A 19,926-nucleotide genomic window follows, 5' to 3' on the forward strand; every position below is an offset into this window, starting at 1 on the left:
GCAAGGTCGCCAGGGAGATGCATAGCAATGTGGCTGAAGTGCGATACATGGTTAAGTTGGCCGATAACGCCTTGTTTCCGCGAGGCTAAGTCCTTTCCGGGGCAACGACAACATTGCCCTGGCGCGCGGCCGGTGCTGCTGATCGAACCGAGTACGGGCTGCAGGACACCGACCGTACCGGAATGAGTCTCTCCACATCCTGGTCGAAACGAACAGGGCCAAGTTCCCTGGCTACTCAAAAAGACCAGAAAACACACTTGATAATCATTCCCATCAAGTGCAGGATGAGCGCCCGTTTCTTCGGCGGCCTCTTCCATGGCGGTTGCAGTCGGCATCCTCAATGCATTGCCAAGCGTGCAGCTCTGCGAGTTGCTGGGCCGCATCGGCTATGGCTTTGTGGTACTCGATCTGGAGCATGTGTTGCGTGGGCCGGACGCGCTGGAGCATGCCATCCGCGCCTGCGAGTTGTCCGGCTGCGAGGCCTGGGTGCGCGTGCCCGAAGTAGACGAAAAGCTGATCGGCCGGGTGCTGGATGCCGGTGCGCGCGGGGTCGTGATTCCGCGTACCGAGTCTGCCACGCAGATCGGCGATGCCATCGCCGCGGCACGCTTCCCGCCGCTGGGCCGGCGCGGTCTTACCGGCGGCCGTGTGACCGGTTTCGGCAATGTCGATCTGCCCACCTACGTCGCGCAGGCCAATGCGAACATCCGTATCGTGCCGATGATCGAAAGCGCCGCCGGCGTGGCTGCCCTGCCGGAGATTCTTGCCATCCCCGGCGTGGCCCTGGTGATGGAAGGCGCGCTGGATCTTGCGCTGGATCTGGGTCTGGGTCCGCAGCCCACCCACCCGCAGGTGTGGGAATTGCTGCTGCAATTGCATGCGCAGTGCCGTGCTGCAAACGTCCCGTTCTGCCCCAACCCGCGTACTGACGCGCAACGTGCGCACTGGCTGCAGCAGCCGGAGCTGCGCTGGCTGCTGGCCGGCGAAGACCGCGCGCTGATCCAGCGCGCCTTGCGCGGCCATTTGGCCGGCCTTGCCGTTCCCCAATCACTTCCCGCCTGCAGGAGCACGCCGTAGATGTCGACGTTCCGTTTCCACGCCTTGGCCATCGCGATCGCGGCGAGCACGCTGACGCTGCCGCAACTGGCGCGCGCAAGCGATACGCCAGCGGCCGAGGCGCCTGACGCCACCGTGGGCGGCACACCGATTCGTGCGCTGGACGCGATCCAGGTGCAAGGCAGCCTGCTCGGGCGCTCCAAGCCCGACGATGTGCAGCGCTACGCCGGCAGCCGCCAGGTCATCGACCGTGAGCAGTTGCGCAATGGCGGCAATCGTTCGTTGGACGATGCATTGCAGCGCGTGCCCGGTATCAAGATCTTCGATGAAACCGGCACCGGCGCGCTGCCACAGCTGATGCTGCGTGGCCTGTACGAAAGCCGCAGCGGTCGCGTACAGGTACTCGAAGACGGCATTCCATTGGCATTGGCGCCGTATGGGCAGACCAGCCTGTCATTGTTCCCGGTGGGGTTGAACCAGATCGACCGCATCGACATCGTGCGCGGCGGCGCGGCGGTGCAGTACGGGCCGAACAACGTGGGCGGGGTGATCAACCTGGTCAGCAAGGAGATCCCGAGCGCATGGAGCACGACGCTGGCGCACAAAATCACCGCCGGCGGCCAGGGCCAGTTCCTGCAGGACAGTGCGCTCAGCAGCGGTGGGTACCTCACCGACCATTTCGGCATGCAGGTGGATGCCAATCGCACCTATGGCGAGTACTGGCGCGCACATAGCGACACCGACATCAGCAATCTGCGCGTACGTGCCGAATGGTGGCTGGACGACACCAAGCTGCTCAAGGCCAGCGTGCAGCGTTATCTGGTCGACATGGATCTGGCCGGCGCCCTCAGTCCGGACGATTACCGGCGCGACCCGCGCCAGTCCACACGCCCGCTGGACAGCTTCAACGGCCGCACCACACGTGCGTCGCTGAGCTACGAACAGCTGCTGGGCGATTGGGGCCCGATGCAGGACGTACGCCTGGATTGGAGCAACTTCAGCGCGCGCAGCAGTCGCAATTTCATTGTCGGCATGCGCCAGGCTTCCACCGAAACCTGGCGCTCGGACTTGCCGCCGCAGCTGCGTCAGACCGCGCCGCGCGACTTCCGCATCTTCGGCAGCGAGCCGCGTTTGCGCTGGAGCATGGGCGATAGCGGTGGCGTGCGTCACCAGTGGACTGCCGGGGTACGTGCAGTGCACGAGGACATCGATTTTCTGGTGGGCAACCTGCGCCTGAGCGATGGGCTGTTCACCACCGTGCGCGACTGGCAGTTCGAAGACCGCGCGTTGGCCGCGTACATCAGCAACGCCATCACGCTGCCGGACGAGCGCGTGACGATTACGCCGGGCCTGCGCTACGAGCGCCTGGATTCGCGCTATTTCAATCGCGCCACTGGCGTCAGCACGCTCAACCAGACCCGCGATGTCCTGCCCGGGCTGACATTGGGCTTCCAGGCAAATGCGCAGTGGTTCTTCTATGCAGACGGGCAGCGCTCGATGCGTGCGCCGCAGGTCACCCAGATCATCTTCGGCAACAACCTGGATGCCGAGCTGGCATGGAATTACGAGGCGGGTGCGCGCTATCAGCCCAACGAGCGGACACGGATCCAGCTGGGAGGCTACCTCATCGATTTCGATCAACAGATTCAACTCGACAACACCACCCGCGTGTTCCGCAACCTGGGCAAGACCCGCCATCAAGGTGGCGAGCTGGAACTGCAGTGGAGCCCTGCGCAACTGCGTGCGCTCACCCTCAATGCCAGTTACGCCTATCTGGATGCCAGCCAGGAATCGGGCGCATTCCGCGGCTTGCGCGTGCCTTACACCTCGCGCAACCAACTCACGCTGGGCGGCACTTACGCGCTCGGTCACACCACTGTCGCGCTTTCGGGCTATTACTTCAGCAAGGCCTTCAGCGACGCCGCCAACACCGTGCAGGAAAATGCCATCGCTTCGGTGGGCCAATTGCCGGCCTACATGGTGTGGAACACGCAAGTGAGCCATACCTTGTTCGAACGCGATGGACAGAAGTTCAGTGCATCGTTGGCGATCAACAACCTGTTCGACCGGCAATACTGGTTCCGTGGCGTGGACACCAGTCCCTGGGGGCGCCAGGCCGCGCCTGCGCGCACCGTCACTGCCGGACTGGAGTACACGTTCTAAACCTGCATCACCTGGCAAGCGCTGCACACGACCGACGCACACGGCGTAGGGTGCGCGTGAAGCAACGGCGGTCGTACTGACCGCCGCCAAGACAACGGCGTGCATGAGGCACGCATCATTGCCGCAGCACGCGGCATGCGATCGACGTATCGCAGGCCACCCAACGCCGCCATGGCGCTAGGCAGCCCCGTTTCAGTACCGGTTTTCCCCACCGTCCTGTCGAACGAGAGCTGCCATGACTGCGACATCCGCTGCACCGTTGGTGATCCTCACCCATGTCTGCCATCCGGCCATCACCGAAGGATTCCTGCCCGCCGCGCACGCGCTGGGCTTGCCGGTGTGGTTGCTGACCGACCACCGGCTCGATCACCTGGCCTATTTCCGCGAGCACCCCGCCCATGCACCGCAGCGGGTGATCGAATGCGATGTGTTCAATCCGCTCGGCGTCCTCGATGTATTGCACGATGCAGACATCGCCCCACGCGCGGTGTTCAGCAATAGCGACCACCTGCAGACCAGCACCGCGCTGGTCGCCGCAGCGCTCGGCCTGCCGGGCAAGGACTGGCAGGTGTGCTACGCCGCCAAGAACAAGGCGGCGATGCGCCAACGCTTGCGTGCGCAGGGGCTACCCTGCCCGTGGTTTTGCACGCTGAGCCCGGGCGCCGGGTTACCTGCACAGATCCCATGGCCGGTGGTGGCCAAGCCTCGCGAGGGCGTGGCCAGCCTGGATGTACGCTGCTGCGCCGATGCAGCGCAATTGCAGGCCTATCTGGACGATGGATGGGAGCGCCATCCGCAGCGCACCGTGCTGTTGGAAGGCATGCTGGAAGGCGCGTTGTTTACGCTGGAAACGCTGGGCGATGGCAAGCACCTGCAAGCCCTCGGCGGCTTCAAGGTGCGTTTGTCGCCGCCGCCGCATTTCGTCGAATGCGAAGCGCAATGGGATGCCGACGTGGACACGCCGGTGATCGCGCAGGCGCTGCATCAGCTGCGCGCGTTCGGTGTCGGCTTCGGGCTGTGCCATAGCGAATTCATCCTCACCGCCGATGGCCCGGTGCTGGTGGAGATCAATTACCGCAGCATCGGCGATCGGCGCGAATTCCTGCTCGACGAGATGTTTGGCAAGCAATGGTTCAACGCGGCGCTGGCACCGCATCTGGGCCTGCCGTTGCCACCGCTCCGCGGTGCCCATGCACATGCCTTGCTGCGCTACTACGTGGCCGAACACGACGGCGAATTGGTCGCCGCCAGCGAAGACCGCCGCCAGCGCGATGCGCACAGCGACGTGCAGTACCGGCGGATGCGCGCACCCGGCGAGCGCATCCGCCTGAGCCATTCCAACAAGGATTACCTGGGCGTGCTGAGCGCATTGGCACGCGATGCGCAGACACTGCAACAGGCAGTGGTGCAGGCCGAAGCGGGCCTGCAGTGGCGCATCGATGGCACGGAACTGCGCGCATGAGCAGCACGGCCGACCAACGCTACATCGCCACCCGCATCATCGATGCCTGCCTGCGCGAAGACGTGCGCGGGATTGCGACCCGCGGCAGTGCGGCGGTACCGGATGCGCAGGTGCTGGCGCAGTGGACCGACCCCAGCCCGGTGCATGGCTGGTGGTGCATCGCCCACCTGCCCGGCGGCACGCTGTGGCTGCCGATCCATCGTCAAGGCGTGCTGCAGGACATCGGTGCCTGCGGCGACAGCTGGATTGTGCGCAGCGACGACGGCGTGCATGTCGAACGTGGCGCACACGCCTGGCTGCACCGCATCAGCGCAGAACTCGATACCCAAACGCAACAGCTGCATCGCGCCTACGCCGACGAAGCCGACTGCGCCGCCGCGCACCGCAGGCTGGCGCGGCAGGCCTACCACGCGCAGGCGCCGGCGTTGCGCACTGCGCTGCATCACCCCGATGCCGCCGAGCGTGCCTACCGCTGCGATCAGCTGGCCAGCTACCGCGACCATCCGTTCTATCCCACCGCGCGCGCCAAGGCCGGGCTGGACGCGGCCGAGCTGCGCCACTACGCGCCGGAATTCGCGCCGACCTTTGCGCTGCGCTGGCTGGCGATTCCGCAGGCGTTGGCGCAATGCACCAGCGCCGCGCCGGCCGAGCTATGGCCGGATTTCGCCAGCCTGGGACTGCCACCCGAGTTGGCCGCCACGCATCTGCCCTGGCCGGTACATCCGCTGGTGTGGGAGCGCTTGGAGCAGGAGGGCTTCGCGCTGCCCGAGGACGTGCTGCGAGCACCGAACGCCTGGCTGGACGTGCGTCCGTCGCTGTCGGTGCGCACGCTGGTGCCGCTGCAGCACCCACAGCTGCATCTCAAACTGCCCATTCCGATGCGCACCCTGGGCGCCCTCAACCTGCGGTTGATCAAACCCTCCACGCTGTACGACGGGCACTGGATGGAGCGCGCGTTGCGGCGCATCGATGCGCTGGATCCTGCGCTGCAAGGCCGCTGCGTGTTCGTCGACGAGTCGCACGGCGGGCATGTCGGCCAGACGCGGCATCTGGCCTATCTGGTGCGGCGTTACCCAGCGCTGGACGATGCCACGCTTGTCCCGGTCGCTGCGCTGTGTGCGCCCATGCCCGATGGCCGCCCGATGGCGATCCATCTTGCCGAGCGTTTTGCGCATGGCGATGTGCTGCGCTGGTGGCGCGACTACACCGAACTGCTGCTTGCCGTGCATCTGCGCCTGTGGCTTGGTTACGGCATCGCGCTGGAAGCCAATCAGCAGAACAGCGTGCTGGTGTATGCCGATGGCCAAGCCACGCGCCTGTTGATGAAGGACAACGACGCTGCGCGGATTGCGCTGCCGCAATTGCGCGCGGCGCTGCCGGAGGTGGATGCATTGGGCCCGCTGCAGGATGCGCGGATTGCGGTAGACCACCCGCAGGCGTTGACGCAGATGTTCTGCACGATCGTGCTGCAGCTGGATCTGCAGGCGGTGCTGGAAGGCCTGGCCGAATGGCAACCCGCACTCCGCGCGCCGCTGTATGCGCAATTGCAGGCACAGCTCGCTGCAACGCTGGCGCAACTGGAGGGCGATGGCATCGATATCGGCCCCGCACGCCGCCTGTTGGCCGCGCCACGGCTGCCGGTGAAATACTTGCTCAGCGCCGGCAGCCTGCTCAGCAGGCACCTCACCGGCGCCAGCGACATCAACAAGTTCTACGGCGACAGCGCGCCCAATCCATTCGGCGACGCGTTCGCCGATGCGCACCAATCGCCGCGCAGGCAAGCGGGCGTGCCGCGATGAGGCGCATCCTGGGTCCGGTGCTGGCTGCGCATTATCTGGCGGCATTCACGGCGTTGGGCATGCCGCTGTTTCTGCCGCAGGTCTTGGCCGAACTTGCGCCGGCGGCCGCCGTGGGCTGGAGCGGCGTGCTGTATGTGTTGCCCACGCTCTGCACCGCACTGACGGCAAGCAGCTGGGGGCGCTGGGCAGACCGTCATGGACGCAAGCGTTCGCTGCTGCGCGCACAACTGGGCCTGGCGCTGGGCTTTGCGATTGCCGGCTTCGCGCCGTCGCTGAGCTGGCTGGTGATCGGCCTGGTCGTCCAAGGCACCTGTGGCGGTTCGCTGGCAGCGGCAAATGCGTATCTGGCCAGCCAGCCGCAGGCCGGCCCGTTGGCGCGTGCGCTGGACTGGACACAGTATTCGGCCCGCCTTGCCATGGTGAGTGCACCGGCACTGCTGGGGCTGGCACTGGCGCTGGGTCCTGCGCAATCGCTGTATCGCGCACTGGCGTTGCTGCCATTGATTGCCTTTGCGTTGACGTGGCGACTGCCGGCCGACCAGCCGGCTGCGCGAGACCACCCTACCGGCAAAGCGGTCACGTCTTCCAGGCACGCTGCTTCATCTGCCGCATCGCCGCGCACCACTGCCGCGCCGTCGTGGCCGGCGCTGCTGCTCGCACAGTTCTTGTTCTGCTTCGCGATGGTGGTGACGTTTCCGTATTTCATTCCGTATGCGCTCGCGCGCGGTGCCGGCCACGATGCGCTCGCCGGCCTGCTCTACAGCCTGCCGCACCTGGTGTATCTGGTGGTGCTGCCGTGGTGGCGACGCGGCGATGGCCAGGCATGGCTGCTACCTGGCCTGGCGTTGTTCGCGGTGGCCTGCGTGTGGCAGGCGCTATTGCACGATGCCCTCGCACTGGCGGTGGCGCGGCTGTTGTTCGGCCTGGGCATGTTGTTCGCGCTGCGTGGGCTCAACCGCAGCCTGGCGCACATTGCCAGCGGGCATGGCGCCGGGCGCCTGTTCGGCCGCTTCGATGCATGCGGCAAATGGGCCGGCGTTTTCGCCGGTGCCGCTGCCGGCGCGTTGGCACAGGCGTCCGGCCCCGCCACCCCTTTCCTGGCTGCCGCGCTGGCCGCGGCCGCTGCTGCGCTCACCGTTGTGGTGCGCTTTCCTTCGAGGAGAACTGCCGATGTCGCCGCACACGATGCATGACCCCTGGTACGACAGCATGGCCGACGCGCAGGCCTGCAGCTGCTGGTTGAACTGCTATCTGCGCGAATTCGCAATTCCGCAGCGTGCAGTGCAGTTCGACTATCGCGGGCTGGATCGCCCCGGCCCGCGCGTGGCCGAACACCGCTGGCTGCGCATCGATCTGGGCCAGAGCGGTGCACTGTGCGTGCGCATTGCCTATGCCGACCGCTTGGGCCGCTGCCGCTTCGCCTCCGCGCCGTTTCTCAAGAGCGCAGGCAAACCGTGGCATAGCCTGGATGCGCAAGCGCTGGCACGCTGCCTGCTACAAGCCTTGGCCAGCACGCAGGCCATCAACCCCGAGCTGTTGGCGCAAAGCGCCAATAGCGTGGCCGTCACCGCTGCGTTGTTGCGCCAGGCGCAGCTCACCGCCGCCACCGGCGAGGCAATGATCGACGCCGAACAATCGATGCTGTGGGGGCATGCACTGCACCCGACGCCCAAGAGCCGCGAAGGTGTGGATCTGGATCAGGTGCTGGCCTGCGCACCGGAGGCGCGCGCGTCGTTCCAGCTGTTCTGGTTCCGCATCGACCCGCGCCTGCTGCGGACCCAGGGTGCCGACGTCCGCGCCAGCCTGCGGCAGCTCAGTGGCAGCGACGCGCTCTATCCCTGCCACCCGTGGGAAGCGCAGCGTCTGCTCGGCGACCCGCTGTTGCGCACGCTTCAATCGCGTGGGCTGATCGAGCCGGTGGGGCCACGCGGCGAAGTGCTCTGGCCCACCTCCTCGGTGCGCACGCTGTATCACCCGCAGCTGGAATATTTCCTCAAATGCTCTGTGCATGTACGGCTGACCAACTGCGTGCGCAAGAACGCTTGGTACGAGCTGGAAAGTGCAGTCGCCCTGACCGAGCTGCTGGCGCCGAGCTGGCGCACGCTGGCGGCGCAGGTGCCGGGGTTCGATGTGATGCTGGAACCGGCAGCCACCTCGCTGGAGGTGGCGCAGGTGGATCGCGCCCTGCATGACGCCAACCCGCTGGCGGCGCGTGCACTGTCCGAGAGCTTCGGCATCCTGTACCGCAAGACCATTCCCGCCGCGCAGCGCGCGCGCTGGCAGCCGCAGGTCGCGGCCGCCCTGTTCACCTGCGATGCGCAGGGCAACAGCGTCTGTGCCGCACGCCTGCAGGCGCTGACCAGTGCACGCAGGGATCGGCACAGTTGCACCGTGCAATGGTTCGGCGCTTATGCCGGGCTGTTGCTGGATGGAGTTTGGAGCGCGCTGTTCCAGCACGGCATCGCCCTGGAGCCGCACCTGCAAAACACCGTGATCGGTTTTGCCGACGGCTGGCCGACGCGGGTATGGATCCGCGATTTGGAAGGCACCAAGCTGCTCGCCCACCACTGGCCGGAAACACGCCTGCGCGGCGTCGGCGAACGCGCACGCCAATCGCTGTACTACACGCCAGAGCAGGGCTGGAACCGGGTGGCGTATTGCGCGCTGGTCAACAACCTGGCCGAGGCGATCTTTCATCTCAGCCAAGGCGATGCCGCACTCGAAGCGCAGCTGTGGCAATGCGTGGGCGAGATCGCGCTGCGCTGGCAGCAACGCCATGGCGCACAAGCGGCGTTGCAGGGTCTGGTCGACGGCGTAGCACTGCCGGGCAAGAACAATCTGGGGACCCGTCTCTGGCAGCGTGCCGACCGCCAGTCCGACTACACCGCACTGCCGAATCCCATCCCCCGCATCACGGCGCAGCGGCAGGTGGCGGCGTGAGTCTACAGATCGATACCGCCGCAATGCTTGCTGCCTTGCCGCAGCTGCGCGAACGCTGCGAGGGCCCGGTCTGTGCGTATGTCTACGATCTGGCGGCACTGCACACGCATGCGGCCTGGATGCGTGCGCAGTTGCCGGCGCAGTGCGAACTGTTCTACGCGGCCAAGGCCAATGCAGAGCCACCGGTCCTGCGCACGCTGGCAGCGCATGTGGACGGCTTCGAGGCCGCCTCCGGTGGCGAGCTGGCCTGGCTGCACGCGCAGCAACCACGGGCACCGTTGCTGTTTGGCGGGCCGGGAAAACTCGACGCCGAGCTCGCCCAGGCAGCCGCCCTGCCCGACTGCACCGTGCATGTGGAAAGCCTGCGCGAACTCGAACGGCTGGCGGCGATCGCGACGCACGGCGGCCGCTGCGTGCCGGTGTTCCTGCGCATGAATATCGCCGTGCCCGGCGCGCAAAGCACGCGCTTGATGATGGGCGGGCAACCCTCGCCGTTCGGTCTGGATCCGTGCGATCTGGATGCAGCAATGCAGCGGCTGCGGGCGAGCCCGTCGCTGCGCCTGGAAGGCTTCCATTTCCATCTGATGTCGCATCAACGCAACGCCACCGCGCAGTTGCATCTGGTGGCCGCCTACCTGCGCACCGTGCAGCAATGGCGGCAGACCTATGCGCTTGGGCCACTGCGGGTCAACGCCGGTGGTGGCTTCGGTGTGGACTACCTGGCACCGGAAGCGTCGTTCGACTGGGCCGGCTTCTGTGCCGGGCTGCCTGCCCTGCTGCGGGAACACGGGACAGACCTGCACCTGCGCCTGGAGCCGGGCCGTTACGTCAGCGCCAGCTGCGGCTGGTACCTGATGGAGGTGCTCGATCTCAAACGCAGTCACGGCGCCTGGTTTGCGATCGCCCGGGGTGGCACGCATCACTTTCGTACCCCGGCCGCGCAAGGCCACGATCATCCGTTCCGTGTGGTGCGCGGTGAGCGCGCGCCCGTGTTGCGCGATACCCGGGTGACCCTGGTCGGCCAGTTGTGCACGCCCAAGGATGTGCTGGCACGCGATCAGCAGGTCGCCGCGCTGGCGCCCGGCGATTGCCTGGCCTTTCCGCTGGCGGGCGCGTATGCGTGGAATATTTCGCACCAGCAGTTCCTGATGCACCCGCCGCCGCAGAAGGTGTTTCTAACGGAGGGGCATTGACTTACCGATTGCGGACGAACAACGCTTGGGCCTACGTCAGCAGGCTCACAGGCAGATGTGCTGTTGCCGCAATTTCCTGCGTTGACTCGAAGTAGCTGTGCATAAATTTCGTGGAAGTTAGCCAAGCGGATCGTTGCCCAGTGGCAATTCTCCTGCGGATGGTCTGAATGACCCGCCAGACATGTCCAATGACGAGCAACATGCCGCGTTTGGTGCGACTTCTGCAAATTTCTAGCGGTTTTGGCTGCCGCCAGGCAGCATTCCCCCTCGGCCGGCAGCGATTGCCGGCGCACCATCCATCAGTTGGCTTCTGGCTCGGCTCTTGCCTGCGCCCTCAGACCCCGGCCAAGGATGAGATCGCGGCATGATTGAGTTCGACTCGAGATCTGGCCGGCGCTCGGTCCGGTCCTAATTCCTCGGCGATCGCCTGATCACTCCCGGAAGGCCGCGAGCTGCTCCCGGAAGATTTGGCCAGGCCGTCGCTCACCGCCTGCCAAGCGCAGGGAATGGCAGCGGATGCTGGAAGCTGCACGCTCGGAACCGTTGCTCAACCGCACCGCGCTTGAACTCGGCACGGAATCCCCTAGGCTTTGACATGTCTACGCATCATGGTCTGGATCGGCCTTCTTGTCAGTGTCCGTGAAAACCGGGTAGAACCTCCACTGCAATCCTGGAAGGCTAAGCTATGGCCCGTAGCCGCTTGCATAGGGTCACGACGAGAATTGCACGAAACCGTATGTCAATGACCAACGAATGGAGAACGATTTCAGATGAAGAATTGGCTGATCGGCTTAGTCGTCACCATGGCATGGACTAGTCCCTGCGTTGCTCAAATCGCCCCTGAGTTGCTCGGGGGCGCGGATCCAGACAAGCCGATGTTTAGCGAATCCTTCTACAAAGGGACTGAGGGCAATTGGGTGCTGGTACGCGAACCCGTCAACACCGGTTACCACTGCTCGGTTAATTTCATCACGCCAGATTCCACCTTGTCGTTTCGCGGTCCCGCCGACGCTGAGATGGCGAGAAAGGGTCATGGCAGTCTTTGGTTCATCAGCAAGGCAATCCCCCCGACAACAAAGCCCGAGATCGCTCCGATCACGTTGTCATCTACCAACCACCCTACGCAGAATGTTCAGGCCGCCCATGTGAGCATGCCTGGCCAGAGCAGTGGAGCGTTGTTGCTGACCATCGACGTGCAGAAATCGGTGGAGGAAAAGCCGGACAGTAATGAGCTCGCCATCCAGCTTCAGGGGAAAGAGGTGTTCCGGTCAAAAGTTGTCCAGTTGCAGCTGGCGTATCGCCAGCTTTCGGCTTGCATGAGCGCGGCTCGAAAATAGACCATGATGTCAGCCGTTTGGCACGTTCAAGATGTCGGTGCAGGCGCGACCCATCCCTCCTGTGTCGCCACTTGTGTCAACGAAGATATTCACATCGGCAACCCTCAGCATCCCGGCGCTGTCCGGGATCAGCACATAGCGGACGTTGCAACTTTTATAACCGCCGCCAGTGTAAGTCGCGCCGGTTACAAGATTCTGCCACATGACGCGATTGTCAAAGGCCTGCCCATAAGAGAGCGTCCGCGCGATCCCGGCCTGACGGACAGCGGGGTTGCCATTCGCGGCGACGACCTCTTGCTCAGTCTTACCCAGCCACACCTGGATCAGGAGCGATTCACTACGCGATAAACGCCTTTTCCCACGGTATTCAGCGGCAGCCCGAATAAAATCCAGATTGGCGTCCATCGTCGCCAGCTCGCCCTGCACCTTCCCCTGCGCTTCGGTTACTTGTTGCTGCATTTGGGTCAATTTTGCCGTGAGCGCTGCCGATTCTGCTGGCGTCAGCTTGCGGCCGCGATTGATCGCGGGCTTCGGCACGTCAGACCACAGCGTTTCCCAGGTAAAATCGGCAAGCGAACTCATCGACAGTCCGTCGGGGACCGGTTCCAGTCCATTCAAGCCAACGGCTACCAGTTTCGCTCGCAATGTATCGGACTTAACCACATGATCGACCGCCGCAGCTCGTTCGGCATCGCCAATGCTGGCACTGTTGCAGGCTACATTCCATGCCTGTCGCATCGTGTAGCTGGTCGTGCTTTGCCAATCGGTGGGCTGGAGATCAATGATCGCCGGATCCTGTTTCATGGTCTTCGCGCCGCTGGCCACCCGGAATTCCACGGAATCTGGCGTGTCCAATATGCCGGTCGAATCAGCCTTGTGCTTGGATGCGTCACGGCCGCGCCGAAGCGACTTGGGGCATTTGAACTGAAGTTGATATTCCAACCATAGGGGCTGGTCGACCGCTTCATAGACCATCGTCAAATCAATCTGAATGAACCGGCTTGAGTCGGGATTTGCGAGATCATCACCGATCGGCGTGTGGTCCATAATTGCATCACTGGCGTAGACGTTGACACGATTTCCGGCTGCACCTTGCATATCGATCAGAAACTTGCTGGCCCCGACTTGCGTTGCGATGACCATCATGCCCGCACCGATTACGAGTTTTGTGATTTTTCGTGTCATGAGCGTTCCTTACCCGTTTTACAAACTCGCGTTCTACCGCGCACGTATGTTACTGATATCAAGACGTTCTCAAAATTTGAGTACGCAATTTTGAAGCTTCTGCCGTAACCAGCCGCTTCCAGGTCGATTGTGCTGCAGCGAGGTCAGAAATGCTAAGCCTTGTTGCGGAACGCCCTCGTTAGGCTTGTAGACCAAGCGAGGGGCTTCTCTGAGTGCCGGGAAGCCACGAGCGACGCTGGCGTTGCACCTGCGCCGGGGAACTCAGCAGATAACGTCAGCAGATGACGCGCGCTGACGGATGCGGTTGGTCGCAGCGCCCACGGCCGCTACGCAGACGCAGACGATGCGCGGGCTGGGGTCATCAGTCGGGAGGACGATTGCGTCAGCTGCAGCGCCTGCCTGGTCAAGCCGACCACAGCGCCAGCGTCACCAGCACGGCCGTTTCGGTCAGTTCCACCAATGCACCGCAGGTATCGCCGGTCATGCCGCCCAGGCGCTGCAGGCAGGCGCGGCGCCAGAGTGCGAACACCAGTGCGGCGATGCCGACGCACAACGCCGCGGTCGCCAGCCCGGCAACGCTGCACACCGCGGTGCCGGCGCTCAGCGCCAGCCACAGGCCTGCCCGTGGGGCGCCCAACAGCGCGCTTCCAAGCCCGCCTGCCCGCACATACGGCATGCTCAGGAACGCGGCAACCAGCGCGCTGCGCGCCAGTAGCGGCGCCAGCCATAGCGTGGTCGGCGCCTGCGCCAGCAGGCTGGCCAAGGCGGCGCATTTGAGCAGCAACACCAGCACCACTGCGGTGACTGCCATAGGGCCGCTGGTGGGGTCCTTCATGATCGCCAGTGTGCGTGCGCGCTCGCCCATGCCGCCAACCCAGGCATCGGTCGTGTCGGCCAGGCCATCCAGATGCAACGCGCCAGTCAGCCACACCCAGGCGCTCAACAGCAGCGCTGCGCCGAGCAATGGCGCAACCTCGCGCAGGCACCAGGCCAAGCCGCACACCACCCCACCGAGCAACACGCCCACCAGCGGGTACCAGCACAGCGAGCGCGCCTGCGCGCCTGCGCGCGTGAACACCCGGGCGGGCACCGGGATGCGGGTCAGGAACCCAATCGCCGCCAGCAACCCATCGATCATTCGGTGTCGTGCGCCGGCGGCACTGCGGTGGATGAGAACGGCGACCCCACGGCGCCAGCCGCGTCGGTCGGCGGCCAGGCCAGCGGATGCAGCGACGCATGCGGCACTGCCAGTTCGGTCATCCGACCGAAACCACTCCCGGCGACCAGGCACTGCAAGGCGCGGATGGCGCCGCCGTGGGTGACCACCAGCACGCGCTGTGCCGGGTAGCGGACGACGATGGCATCGAGCGCGGACGACAGGCGCGCGCAGAAATCGGCAAACGGCTCGGCCTGCGGTGGCGGGTGGCGCAGCGGGTCGGCCCAGAAGCGGCCCAGCGCTTGTCCTTCGTCGCGGTCGATATCGGCCACCGGCACGCCCTGCCAGCGGCCGAAGTGATATTCGCGCAGGCGCGGCTCCAGCTGCAGCGGAATGGCACGCGCTTGGGCCAGTTCGGTAGCGAACAACGCGCAACGTTGCAGCGTGGAGGCGACGACTGCATGCCACGCGCCGTCGGCTGTGGCCGCACGCAATTGCTGCCAGCCCAGTTCGGTGAGCGGGTCGTCGAGCTGGCCGCGATAGCTGCGTTGCCCCGTGTCGCCATGCCGCAGCAAGGTGATCTGCGCACTCATGCGTCCGACACCCCGGCTTCGGCGAAGGTCGCCATGCCGTTGTGCAGGGCGCAGGCGCTGCGCAGCAGCGGAATCGCCACCGCCGCGCCGCTGGCTTCGCCCAGACGCAGGTCCAGTTGCAGCAGGGGCTCGGCATCCATTGCGCGTAACAGCGCTGCATGTCCACGCTCTTGCGAGCGATGCCCGAACAACAACCACTCGCGCACGCCGGGATTCAGGCGAGTGGCCACCAGTGCCGCCGCCGTGGTGATGAAGCCATCCACCAGCACCGGGATGCCGGCCTGCGCGGCGGCGATATAGGCGCCGACCAGCGCAGCGATTTCGAATCCGCCCAGCCGGCGCAGACGCTCCAGCGGGCTCGATGCATCGGCATGCAGGGCCAGCGCACGCGTGATCACGGTGGCCTTGTGCGCGATGCCTTCGGCATCCAGGCCGGTGCCTGCGCCGGCCATCGCCTGCGGGAACTGCGACAGCAAGGCGCAGCCCAGCGCCGCGGCGGCGGTGGTGTTGCCGATGCCCATCTCGCCGCCGACAAACAGCTGGGTATCGCAACTCTTGGCCTGCGCGATGCTGTCGGCACCGGCGGCGAGCGCATCGCGCAGCTGGGTGGCCGTCATCGCCGGCTGCTCGCAGATATTGGCGCTGCTGGGTGCGATCCAGGCACGCCGCACCCGCGGCAGGTCGCCGGGGTCGTTGACCACGCCCAGATTCACCACTTCCAGCCGCGCGCCCAGCTCGCGCGCCAGTACCGCAATGGCGGCGCCACCGCGTGCGAAATTGCGCACCATCTCGCCGGTGACCGCTTGCGGAAACGCCGACACCCCTTCGGCCGCAACGCCATGGTCGGCGGCATACACCGCGATCCAGACCCGCTGCGCGCCGGGCCGTTCGGTGCGTTGCCAGGCCGCCAGCTGCACTGCCAGGTGTTCCAGCCGGCCCAATGCGCCAGGCGGCTTGGTCAGCTGTTCCTGCCGGGCGAGCGCGGCGGAGCGCATGCGCGCATCCGGCACTGCACAGGCACCAAAGATCCAATCGCTACTCACACGCGCTCTCCTTCAACACCATCGGCAACCCTGCCACCACCCACACCACACGCTCGCACTGTAGCGCCAATGCCTGATGCAGCCAGCCAGCCTCGTCCACAAACCGACGCGTGAGTTCGCCCATCGGCACGATGCCCTGCCCCACTTCGTTGCTGACCAGCAGGATCTGCCCCGGCAACTGCGGCAGCGTTGCCAGCAGCGCGTCGCGCTCGCGCGCGAACACGCCCGTCTCCGGGTGACCCAGCAGGTTGCTCAGCCACAGGGTCAGGCAATCCACCAGCACGCAGCGATCCGGCGCGGCATGCGCCTGCAGGCTTGCCGCCAGCGCGATGGGCTCTTCCACGCACTGCCAATGCGCTGGGCGTTGGCTGCGGTGATGGGCAATGCGCCGATGCATTTCGTCATCGAAGGCTTGCGCTGTGGCCAGGTAGGTCACTGCGCGCCCGGACGCTACCGCGAGGCGCTCGGCCAACGCGCTCTTGCCCGAGCGGGCGCCACCAAGAATCAGTTGCCGCATGCCGGTTCCCTGCTGATGAGGCGTGTCAGTGCCACGGTATCCAGATGCGTGTGCACCGCATCGGCCAGACGCTCCAGGCTGGCTTCGCGCAGCGCGGCAAGATCCAGTGGCGCAGCCTGCGCCAGACCGGCCCACGCCAGCAATGCAGCCAGCGCCTGCGGGTGGTCGAACACACCATGCACATAGGTACCCAGCACCTGGCCATCGTCGGAGATGGCGCCATCGGTACGCCCATCGTCCAGCTGCAGCAATGGCCGAGCCAGCGCAGCGCCGCTGCTGATGCCGCAGTGGATTTCGTAACCGCTGACACTGGCATCGCCCAGCAGCAGGCGCCCGTGCACGCGATGCAGTTGCTTGTACGGTTGCAGCGTGGTTTGCAGCGACAGCCATCCAAGGCCGGTACTGCTGCCCGCTGCGCCCTCGATCCCATCCGGGTCGTGGAGATGGGTGCCCAGCATCTGCAGTCCACCGCAGATGCCAAGCAGTTTTCCGCCGTAGCGCAGGTGACGGGCAATGGCGGTGTCCCACCCGTGCGTGCGCAGCCACTGCAGATCGTGCCGGGTGGATTTGCTGCCCGGCAGCAGTATCAGATCGCACGGTGGCGGCATCTGCCCAGGACCGATCAAGCGCACATCCACCTGCGGATGCGCCAGCAAGGCGTGGATGTCGGTGTGATTGCTGATGCGCGGCAGCACCGGCACCACCACGCGCAATTGCGACTGTGGTTTCTGCGGCGCGTTGCGTGGCACCGCATCTTCGGCATCCAGCTGCAGGCCGTGCAGATACGGAAGGACGCCGAGCACCGGCTTGCCCGTTTCGCGCTCCAGCCACGCCAGGCCGGGCTGCAGCAGCGCCAGATCGCCGCGAAACCGGTTGATCACAAAACCGGCAACGCGTGCGCGCTCGCTGGCCGAGAGCAACGCCAACGTGCCGACCAGATGGGCGAACACGCCGCCGCGGTCGATGTCGGCCACCAGAATGACGGCGCAGTCCACCGCTTCGGCGTAGCCCATGTTGGCGATGTCGTTGGCGCGCAGATTGATCTCGGCCGGGCTGCCGGCACCTTCCACCAGCACCACATCGAAGCGCTCGACCAGGCGCGCGTGCGAGGTCAGCACCGCGTTGAATGCAGTCGCCTTGTAGGCGTGATACCCCACCGCATCCAGCGTGGCGACCGGATGCCCATGCACGATCACCTGCGCACCGGTATCGCTGTTGGGCTTGAGCAACACCGGGTTGAAATCGGTCTGCGGCTCCAGCCCGCATGCCTGTGCCTGCAATGCCTGCGCGCGGCCGATTTCGCCACCGTCCACCGTCACCGCCGAATTCAACGCCATGTTCTGCGGCTTGAATGGCGCCACCGCAATGCCCTGACGATGCAGCCACCGGCACAGCGCGGCCACCAGCGTGCTCTTGCCTGCATCGGAGGTGCAGCCCTGCACCATCAGCACGCGCGCGCTCATGCTAGCACCTGGCGCAGTGCCACATCCAGGCGCGCTTCGCCCGCGGCATCGGGTGGAAGGCCGAAGCGCAGACTGGACGGTGTGTCGAATAGCCGCGTCAAGATGCCGCGTTGCGCCAGCGCGACGTGCAGTGCAGCTGCGTCGTCGCGCCGGCACCACTGAAAGAACGCCGTGCCTGCGGTAGGTACGATCGAATGCGCATGCAACAGCTGCGCAAGCCGCTGCGATGCCGCGTGCAGGCGCGCACGTGCCTGCACCTGCCATGGCGTATCGGCCAATGCCTGCTGCACGGCCCACCGCGCCGGGCCGCTCAGCGTCCATGGCCCCAGGCGTTCGCGCAGGGCCTCCAGCAGTGTGCGATCTGCGCAGACAAAGCCCGCACGTGCGCCTGCCATGCCGAAGAACTTGCCCACCGAGCGCAACACCACCAGACCGGGCCGCCGGGTGAAGGCGCAGACGCTGTGTTGCGGGGTCGCGTCCATGAAGGCCTCGTCGATCACCAGCCACCCGCCGCGTGCTGCAAGCCGCGCATGCAGCTGCAGCAGCGTGTCGGGATCGAAGCGGTCGGCGCATGGATTATTGGGATGAATCAGCACGGCCACATCCAGCGTCTCACCTGCGTGCAGCAATTGCGCGGCGCTCATCGGCACGACCTGATGTCCGGCACGCTGCCATGCCTGCGCATGCTCGGCGTAGCCAGGCGTGAGCACGCCGACGCGGCCGGGCGCACGCAGCAGCGGCAAGGCCTGAATCGCCGCCTGCGAACCGGCTACCGGCAGTGCCTGCGGCGCGCGGTAATAGGCAGCCGCGCACGCTGCCAGGCCATCGTCGTCTTCCGGCAAGCGCTGCCACACGTGCTCCGGAATGGCGGGCACCGGCCATGCGAACGGGCTCACGCCGGTGGACAGGTCCAGCCAGTGCGCGAGCGGAATGTCGTAAGCCTGCGCAGCGCGGCGCAGGCGCCCGCCATGTTCAAGCATGACGCGCCCCCGGTGATGGATTGGCGCGATCTGCGCCGGCGTAGACGGCGCGCCGGTGCGTGTTGGTCAAGCGCCAGGCCATCCGCATGCCGATCATCGCATCGCCAGCGCGGTGGCCAGCACGCCCAGCAGCAGCCAGAACGCGACACCGGCACGCACCAGCCGCAATGCGCGTTGCACGCTGTTTGCGCTTGCTGCCGTGCCCTCGCCCAGTACGGGGCGGGCCTGCCACTGGCCGTGGTACGGCGCAGGCCCGCCCAATTGGACATGCAGCGCGCCTGCGCCCGCCGCCATCACGGGCCCGGCATTGGGGCTCTTCCAGCCGCGTCCCTGCCGCCACGCGCAGCGCATGCCCGCGCGGGTGCGACCCAGCACCGCGTAGGTCGCTGCGGTCAGCCGCGCCGGCAGCCAGTTCAATGCATCGTCGATGCGCGCCGCAGCCCAGCCGAAGTTGACGTAGTGCGGTGTGCGATAGCCCCACATGGCATCCAGCGTATTGGACAGCCGGTACAACACCGCTCCCGGTGCGCCCAGCGCGATGCCCCAGAACAGCGCGGCGAACACGGCATCGCTGCCGTTTTCCAAGACCGACTCGGTCGCTGCGGCGGCGACCTGTGTCGCGTCCAGTGCGGCCGTATCGCGGCTGACGATACGGCCCACTGCAGCGCGGGCGGCAGACAGATCGGTCGCTCGCAGCGCATCGATCACCGCTTGCGCGTGTTCGCCCAGGCTACGCAGGCCCAGCGCCAGATACAGCACGATCGCGGCAAACCCTGCAGCCGCCCAGGGCGACACGCACCACAGCCCCCATTGCACCACTGCAGCGACGCAGGTCAACGGCAACACGCTCACGCACCACGCCAGGACGCCGGCGCTGCGACGGTCGCGGTGCAAGCGCGCTTCGACACGTTGCGCCCAGGTGCCAAACAGCACCAGCGGATGGCCGCGCCGCGGCTCGCCAAGCAGCAAATCCAGGAGCACCGCAGCAGTGGCCGTCACCAGCAGCATGGCGTGCAGTCCCGGCGCATGCCAGCACACA

The 19,926-nt window shown here is 65.9% G+C and carries 16 protein-coding genes; 8 read left to right on the forward strand and 8 right to left on the reverse strand.

Annotated features, from left to right (window positions below; genetic code table 11):
* Positions 1–315: 315 nt before the first annotated feature.
* From ACCQ00_RS15710 to ACCQ00_RS15745, 8 genes are all read left to right on the forward strand, one after another.
* A complete protein-coding gene (locus ACCQ00_RS15710) occupies positions 316–1,077 on the forward strand; it encodes an HpcH/HpaI aldolase family protein (protein ID WP_039568193.1) in 762 nt (253 codons plus the stop codon).
* Complete coding sequence (locus ACCQ00_RS15715; RefSeq protein ID WP_039568190.1) at positions 1,078–3,219, forward strand: TonB-dependent receptor family protein; 2,142 nt, start codon at positions 1,078–1,080, stop codon at positions 3,217–3,219.
* A gap of 235 nt (positions 3,220–3,454) precedes the next feature.
* Positions 3,455–4,681, forward strand: coding sequence for an ATP-grasp domain-containing protein (locus ACCQ00_RS15720; RefSeq protein ID WP_039568187.1), 1,227 nt, complete (start codon positions 3,455–3,457; stop codon positions 4,679–4,681).
* Complete coding sequence (locus tag ACCQ00_RS15725) at positions 4,678–6,480, forward strand: IucA/IucC family protein (protein ID WP_039568185.1); 1,803 nt, start codon at positions 4,678–4,680, stop codon at positions 6,478–6,480. Before ACCQ00_RS15720 ends, ACCQ00_RS15725 begins: the two co-directional genes overlap by 4 nt.
* Positions 6,477–7,673, forward strand: coding sequence for an MFS transporter (locus tag ACCQ00_RS15730; RefSeq protein ID WP_039568183.1), 1,197 nt, complete (start codon positions 6,477–6,479; stop codon positions 7,671–7,673). Before ACCQ00_RS15725 ends, ACCQ00_RS15730 begins: the two co-directional genes overlap by 4 nt.
* On the forward strand, positions 7,651–9,420 hold the full coding sequence (locus ACCQ00_RS15735; RefSeq protein WP_039568181.1) for an IucA/IucC family protein: 1,770 nt from the start codon (positions 7,651–7,653) through the stop codon (positions 9,418–9,420). Before ACCQ00_RS15730 ends, ACCQ00_RS15735 begins: the two co-directional genes overlap by 23 nt.
* On the forward strand, positions 9,417–10,613 hold the full coding sequence (locus ACCQ00_RS15740; RefSeq protein ID WP_039568178.1) for a type III PLP-dependent enzyme: 1,197 nt from the start codon (positions 9,417–9,419) through the stop codon (positions 10,611–10,613). Before ACCQ00_RS15735 ends, ACCQ00_RS15740 begins: the two co-directional genes overlap by 4 nt.
* A 770-nt stretch (positions 10,614–11,383) precedes the next feature.
* Positions 11,384–11,950 carry a hypothetical protein gene (locus tag ACCQ00_RS15745; protein ID WP_039584138.1) on the forward strand — a complete coding sequence of 189 codons (567 nt, stop codon included), beginning with the start codon at positions 11,384–11,386 and terminating at the stop codon, positions 11,948–11,950.
* A 9-nt stretch (positions 11,951–11,959) separates the two neighbouring features.
* Here ACCQ00_RS15745 and ACCQ00_RS15750 read toward each other — a convergent pair whose 3' ends face one another.
* The 8 genes from ACCQ00_RS15750 to cbiB form a co-directional block, all read right to left on the reverse strand.
* Entirely contained in the window at positions 11,960–13,096 is a 1,137-nt protein-coding gene (locus ACCQ00_RS15750) for a hypothetical protein (RefSeq protein WP_039568175.1), read from the reverse strand.
* A gap of 442 nt (positions 13,097–13,538) precedes the next feature.
* The gene (locus tag ACCQ00_RS15755) at positions 13,539–14,273 is read right to left on the reverse strand and encodes an adenosylcobinamide-GDP ribazoletransferase (RefSeq protein WP_017157000.1); all 735 of its coding nucleotides are present in this window, start codon (positions 14,271–14,273) and stop codon (positions 13,539–13,541) included.
* Positions 14,270–14,884, reverse strand: a complete 615-nt coding sequence (locus tag ACCQ00_RS15760; RefSeq protein WP_039568173.1) for a histidine phosphatase family protein — start codon at positions 14,882–14,884, stop codon at positions 14,270–14,272. Before ACCQ00_RS15760 ends, ACCQ00_RS15755 begins: the two co-directional genes overlap by 4 nt.
* Positions 14,881–15,927 carry a nicotinate-nucleotide--dimethylbenzimidazole phosphoribosyltransferase gene (gene cobT / locus ACCQ00_RS15765; protein ID WP_039568170.1) on the reverse strand — a complete coding sequence of 349 codons (1,047 nt, stop codon included), beginning with the start codon at positions 15,925–15,927 and terminating at the stop codon, positions 14,881–14,883. The genes ACCQ00_RS15760 and cobT overlap by 4 nt, the downstream gene beginning before the upstream one ends.
* Positions 15,920–16,444, reverse strand: coding sequence for a bifunctional adenosylcobinamide kinase/adenosylcobinamide-phosphate guanylyltransferase (gene cobU / locus ACCQ00_RS15770; protein WP_039568169.1), 525 nt, complete (start codon positions 16,442–16,444; stop codon positions 15,920–15,922). The genes cobT and cobU overlap by 8 nt, the downstream gene beginning before the upstream one ends.
* Positions 16,432–17,907 carry a cobyric acid synthase gene (locus ACCQ00_RS15775; protein WP_039568166.1) on the reverse strand — a complete coding sequence of 492 codons (1,476 nt, stop codon included), beginning with the start codon at positions 17,905–17,907 and terminating at the stop codon, positions 16,432–16,434. Before ACCQ00_RS15775 ends, cobU begins: the two co-directional genes overlap by 13 nt.
* A complete protein-coding gene (cobD, locus tag ACCQ00_RS15780) occupies positions 17,904–18,887 on the reverse strand; it encodes a threonine-phosphate decarboxylase CobD (RefSeq protein WP_039568164.1) in 984 nt (327 codons plus the stop codon). Before cobD ends, ACCQ00_RS15775 begins: the two co-directional genes overlap by 4 nt.
* Positions 18,888–18,980: 93 nt before the next feature.
* Positions 18,981–19,895 (reverse strand): adenosylcobinamide-phosphate synthase CbiB, encoded by a 915-nt coding sequence (gene cbiB / locus ACCQ00_RS15785; protein ID WP_039584136.1) that lies wholly within the window; start codon positions 19,893–19,895, stop codon positions 18,981–18,983.
* Positions 19,896–19,926: the final 31 nt, after the last annotated feature.

The organism is Xanthomonas sp. NCPPB 3761, from assembly GCF_041475705.2.
Lineage (GTDB): Bacteria > Pseudomonadota > Gammaproteobacteria > Xanthomonadales > Xanthomonadaceae > Xanthomonas > Xanthomonas phaseoli.

Bases quoted from the DNA above. Each gene is read 5' to 3' on its own strand.
- ACCQ00_RS15710 (WP_039568193.1), top strand. From the start codon at position 316: ATGGCGGTTGCAGTCGGCATCCTCAATGCATTGCCAAGCGTGCAGCTC.
- ACCQ00_RS15715 (WP_039568190.1), top strand. From the start codon at position 1,078: ATGTCGACGTTCCGTTTCCACGCCTTGGCCATCGCGATCGCGGCGAGC.
- ACCQ00_RS15720 (WP_039568187.1), top strand. From the start codon at position 3,455: ATGACTGCGACATCCGCTGCACCGTTGGTGATCCTCACCCATGTCTGC.
- ACCQ00_RS15725 (WP_039568185.1), top strand. From the start codon at position 4,678: ATGAGCAGCACGGCCGACCAACGCTACATCGCCACCCGCATCATCGAT.
- ACCQ00_RS15730 (WP_039568183.1), top strand. From the start codon at position 6,477: ATGAGGCGCATCCTGGGTCCGGTGCTGGCTGCGCATTATCTGGCGGCA.
- ACCQ00_RS15735 (WP_039568181.1), top strand. From the start codon at position 7,651: ATGTCGCCGCACACGATGCATGACCCCTGGTACGACAGCATGGCCGAC.
- ACCQ00_RS15745 (WP_039584138.1), top strand. From the start codon at position 11,384: ATGAAGAATTGGCTGATCGGCTTAGTCGTCACCATGGCATGGACTAGT.
- ACCQ00_RS15750 (WP_039568175.1), bottom strand. From the start codon at position 13,096: ATGATGGTCATCGCAACGCAAGTCGGGGCCAGCAAGTTTCTGATCGAT.
- ACCQ00_RS15755 (WP_017157000.1), bottom strand. From the start codon at position 14,273: ATGATCGATGGGTTGCTGGCGGCGATTGGGTTCCTGACCCGCATCCCG.
- ACCQ00_RS15760 (WP_039568173.1), bottom strand. From the start codon at position 14,884: ATGAGTGCGCAGATCACCTTGCTGCGGCATGGCGACACGGGGCAACGC.
- cobU (WP_039568169.1), bottom strand. From the start codon at position 16,444: ATGCGGCAACTGATTCTTGGTGGCGCCCGCTCGGGCAAGAGCGCGTTG.
- ACCQ00_RS15775 (WP_039568166.1), bottom strand. From the start codon at position 17,907: ATGAGCGCGCGCGTGCTGATGGTGCAGGGCTGCACCTCCGATGCAGGC.
- cobD (WP_039568164.1), bottom strand. From the start codon at position 18,887: ATGCTTGAACATGGCGGGCGCCTGCGCCGCGCTGCGCAGGCTTACGAC.
- cbiB (WP_039584136.1), bottom strand. From the start codon at position 19,895: ATGCTGCTGGTGACGGCCACTGCTGCGGTGCTCCTGGATTTGCTGCTT.